Source organism: Planococcus sp. CAU13, assembly GCF_000775575.1.
Classification (GTDB): domain Bacteria; phylum Bacillota; class Bacilli; order Bacillales_A; family Planococcaceae; genus Planococcus.
The window spans coordinates 1-4,780 of the sequence record NZ_JRGN01000083.1; the positions used below are offsets into that span (position 1 = coordinate 1).

Genomic DNA, 4,780 nt, shown 5'->3' on the forward strand with positions numbered 1-4,780 from the left:
GTTAGCTCAGCGCAAGCCCTCAGGAAAGCGTAGCTGTTTTGAGGAATATCGGTTAGTAAATTTCATCTCTTTATTATCTAGTTTAAAGTTTTTATTCCTTATCCTGCAGCAGCGACTTTTCGTATTCGAATTTCTTCATCAGCATCTCACCGCTGTAGCCTTCTTCGATCAGCTTCGCCAGGATGGCGCGCGTATCATCGTCAGTGGCTTCCGGCTGTTTTTCACGGTAGATTTCGACTTCGTTGTCCGAGTCCGCTATCCAGTCCGAATAGCTGCCGGTATATAAGCGCAGCGATTCATAACCTTTTTCTGCAAGCATGGCATAAAGCGGAGCCGCCGTCACGCCGCTGCCGCAATAAACAACAACCGGTTCATGCTGCTGTGCAACCGCCGAAAGGTCGGTTTCGGTATCGAATCGGCCGCCCCTCACAAGCTGGCTCCAGTCAAAATTATGGGCACCCGGAATTCTTCCGGCTACACGGTCGATCGGTTCTTCTATTCCTGCATACCGTTCAGCCGACCTGGCATCCAGGAGTATGCCCAATTCTTCCCCTTCGATGATTTTTTTGACGTAATCGCGATCTGCATAAATGGACATATTGAAATCCGGAACCGTTTCAGTAGAAGCGATTTGCGGGATTTCAGCCGTCACTTCCGCCCCTTTTTCCTTCAGTTCAGAAAAACCGGATTTGCTGATGTATACATTTTCGAATCCGCAATATTTCAAGAGCCACCAGGCTCTCGCAGCAAAAGGTGAACCGCCCTGGTCGTAAACGACAATGCTGTCGGCTGCCGTCAGTCCGCTTCTGCGAACCAATTTCACCAATTGCTCATGTGAAGGCATGGGATGGCGGCCGGCTCCAGAAGCCATATCGCTCATATCTTTTTCCAGGTCCCAGTAGACCGCGCCTTTAATATGGTCCTGTTTATACAGGTTCTGACCTGCCTCCGGTTTGCCCAGTTCATAACGGGCATCGATCCAGCGATATTTTTCTGTGTTTAAGGTTTCGATGAATACATTCATTTCCTACACCCTTTCGCTTATCAAATTCGCGTAAATCTGTTTCCAATGTGCAAGTTTTTCTTCCTGCTGCAGAAGTGTCCGTTCGGAATCGATCTGATCTGTTCCCTGGCGGATAATATGCTGCCGCAACCCTTCCGCTTCCTGTTCGATCCAGAATTCAGCCCATTCCGTGAGCTTCAGCTTTTCCTTATTCAGGTATGCCTGCGCATCCGGTTCCATCAGCGCCTGAAGGGCGTCACGCAATTTCTCTTTTTCATTTTTCTCGAAAAAGCTTTTATTGTTTCTGTAATAGGATTTTACGGATGAATATTCGGCACCCGCAAAGGCTTTACCGGGTTCGAGCATGACCGCTTCTTCCACTTCATATGGAGTGAAGGAAAAATCGGGATTTTGTGAACGCAATTTTTCAGTTTCTTCACGGAAGCGGCTGTCGATGGATTTTTTAATCTGCTGCGCCAAACGGAAGTTTGTCACACGGATCTCCTGCTCAAAATCAAAACCGGTCATTTCAAGGATTTCGTGCAAAGCCATATTCAGTGCCTGCTGTGCAGACTTTCCGGCAAACAGCGACGGATTGAATGCTTCCTTGAAGAAATCATTGAATCTGTAGAACACACGCTGATTGACATAATATAATAATTCGTTCAGTTCCTGTGCTGCATCTTTGATCATCACAGGAGCCGGAGATTCGGCAAACTGTCTGCGCAGCAGCTGCTCCAGGCTTTTCAGTTCGGCCAGACGTTCGTCTTTTCGAGACATGTTGGCACTGGTATGTTCAATCAATGAACCGAAACGGCTGACGGCTTTTTGCTCTTCTTCTGCAAGCGATTGCACTGCCATGCCTTTCAACTCATCTTTCAGGAAATGCTGGAATGCTTCTTCAAATGCCGGCATTCCGGATTCCTGACGTTTTTTTAGCGCCTGCAGGCTGGAAACTCCGAAAAGGCGCGGGAAGCGAATGCCGAATCGCTGCAATTCCTCTTTGACATATGTTTCAACTGACTCTTTTTCTTCCTGATTTTGTGCCAGGTCGATCGCGTTGACTATAAAGAACATTTTATCCATCTCGAAAGCATCTTTGACTCTTCCCAGCTGGATGAGGAATTCCCGGTCCGCCCGTGCAAATGCATGGTTGTAATAAGTGATGAAAAGAATGGCATCCGCATTGCGTATATATTCAAAAGCCACGTTCGTATGGCGGGCGTTGATTGAATCCGCTCCCGGTGTGTCGACAAGTGTGACACCGCTGCGCGTCAAATCGCAGTCGTAATAAAAATCGATTTCATCTACAAAGCAGCTTCTTTCTTCTTTCGCTACGTATAATCCAAATTCAGCCCGGTCAGTGCGAACCGTTGCTCCCAGATGGTCTTTAAAGTCCTTAAAGCCTTTGCGGAAAGCTTCAATAAAAGATTTATGAACCTGCTGTTCGGTTCCGCCTGCTTCCGGCAGCTGCTCAGCTTTGCGGAAGGCTTCATCCAATGTACGGATTTTCACACCGAATATTGCAAATGAGTTGCGCACGTCATCCGTCATCTGCTGGACAGTTTTTAACCGGACATCTGCTGTTTCATGCGGATTGTTCTGGGTCACCGGCCGGATCCGGTTAATCGTCGCAGTCGTCGGATTGGGCGAAACCGGTAAGACGCTTTCGCCCATCAATGCATTTGAGAACGAAGATTTACCGGCGCTGAAAGCTCCAAACAGCGCGATTGTAAATTCCTGACCATCGAGCCGGGAAGCTTTTCTTTTCAGGTATTCAGCTGTTTCCTGGAACCCTCTGATCGGCTCGAGTGCTGCTGCGGTTGTTCTTGCGCGCTGAACGACAGCCCCTTCGTCCTGTACTGAAATTGGGCTGTCCAATTTTTCACGCTGCTCTGCCTGTTCTACATTTTTTTCGTCTTCCGCCAGCATGGACGGATCGAATTGGATCATTTCTTCTTCAGTAACGTGAAATTCGCTCTTCCACTTTACCACCAGTTCTTCCGCTTTCACTTTCTGGTTGGGCAGCATGGCCGAAAATGCCCGCTGAACCTTCGCTATTTTTTCTTCCATTTCTTCAAGCGTTCGAATCGCCAGCAATTTCTGGTTCAAGGTTTCCGCTTTCATGCCGATCTCCGTACCGGCATCATCCGGCAATGATTCGAACGACTCTTTTTGGGCGTTTTTCCAGCCTTCGGTTTCTTTAATAAACCAGCGTTGAATTGCCACACTAAGGCTGTTGGCGAAATTCAGCACGGTATCCCCTGTGATCAGGACGCCTTTTGGCAATTGCTCCTCGACCAGTGAAAACGGAGGTTCAAGTTTCAGGTCATCTATAGCCAGTGACTCACTGTCCGTTAAAAACCCGGCATCTCTGAGTGCCGTTTTCATAAGCCTTTTCAAATGAACGGTTATTTGGGAAGGGATGACCGCCGCCATCTTTTCTTCCACTTCATTCCGGCGGGCTGCACGTTCAGCTTCCGTCTTTTTGCCGCTGAACAGCAAACCCACTTTAAAGTCGGATTGCATCGATTCCAAATATAAACTCAGTGCGTTGCGCAGTTCATATGGCATAATATTGGCATTTTCCAGTAATTCTTTGCGGTTTTTCTCGAAATCGGTTTTCCAGTTTTCAAACTCCTGTACGGAAAGCCGCCGCTCCATTCGATTTGTTTCATCTTTAAGTTCTTCACGGGCTTCCCATTCCTCCGGGCTCAGGACATTGGAGAACGTTTCAAGCCTCTCCATTTTTTCATCTTCCAGGTATGCTAGGTGCTCATCTTTTAATTGGGACAGCGCTGACTCGGCTGCTTTTCCAATATTCCCCTGCCAGCCTTCCATCGAAGAAGAAACAAGCCCCTTCACCGCTTCGAAATCGTTGCCTTCCATCCCGAAATCGCGCAGGGACGTGAAGAAGATGCCTTTCGGCTCAACACTCCAGGCAGCGAAAGAATCTTCTACCGATTTTTTGAAATCTGTAAATGACAATTCACTGTTCTGGTGTTTATCGATTTGATTGACGATTAAATAGAGATCGGTGTATTTCTGCAGTTCTTTTGTAAAATTAAAATTCAATTCGGATTGCACATGATTATAATCCATGACATAAAAGACCATGTCCGCAATGTGCAATGCCGATTCAGTTGACATCCTGTGGGCGTCGTCCGTCGAGTCCACGCCCGGTGTATCCATGACGCTGACTCCTTCCGGCAATACAGATTCTTTATGGCCAATGTCAATTTGCGTCACGTCACCGCTTTTGCAGTATTCCTTGACCGCATTGAAATCGTAATTCTCCGGAAAATAAACCGGCTTGCCTTCTGTTTTATTGACGATGGCATAGTCTTTTTCGGCTTTATGCACATTGACAATATTGGCGCTTGTCGGAATCGGGCTTGACGGCAATAAAGTTTCGCCTGTCAGGGCATTGATCATGGACGATTTGCCGGATGAGAAATGGCCGGCAAAGCCGATGATGAATTGGTTTTTCAGGATTTTCTTCCCGAATAGTTTCGCTTTCGCTGCACGGTCGCTGTCGTCGTTTTCTTCAAAGATGCGGTGCAGGCGCGCCGTCTCGATTAATTCTATCTGATTGTCCAAAGCTGTCATGTTCAGGAATCCCCTTCATTTTATACTCCTTTTATCATACCATTTATCGACCCAAACGAAAAACATCCCTTCCAATTAAGGAAAGGATGTTTTAATACTTTTTGAAAGTAACTACTTCTCTAATCATTTCGCGCCAGGTGGACGCTTTCCTCGGGGAGCGGCCTGAGC

General features: G+C 47.3%; 2 protein-coding genes. Both read right to left on the minus strand.

Annotated features, from left to right (window positions below):
• Positions 1-91 precede the first annotated feature (91 nt).
• A complete protein-coding gene (locus KW93_RS03755; RefSeq protein ID WP_033541634.1) occupies positions 92-1,024 on the minus strand; it encodes a sulfurtransferase in 933 nt (310 codons plus the stop codon).
• 3 nt (positions 1,025-1,027) lie between these two features.
• The gene (locus KW93_RS03760; RefSeq protein ID WP_033541635.1) at positions 1,028-4,612 is read right to left on the minus strand and encodes a dynamin family protein; all 3,585 of its coding nucleotides are present in this window, start codon (positions 4,610-4,612) and stop codon (positions 1,028-1,030) included.
• Positions 4,613-4,780: the final 168 nt, after the last annotated feature.

What these genes read in the sequence shown, in the direction of transcription:
- KW93_RS03755 (WP_033541634.1), bottom strand. Translation starts at nt 1,024, where the DNA reads ATGAATGTATTCATCGAAACCTTAAACACAGAAAAATATCGCTGGATC.
- KW93_RS03760 (WP_033541635.1), bottom strand. Translation starts at nt 4,612, where the DNA reads ATGACAGCTTTGGACAATCAGATAGAATTAATCGAGACGGCGCGCCTG.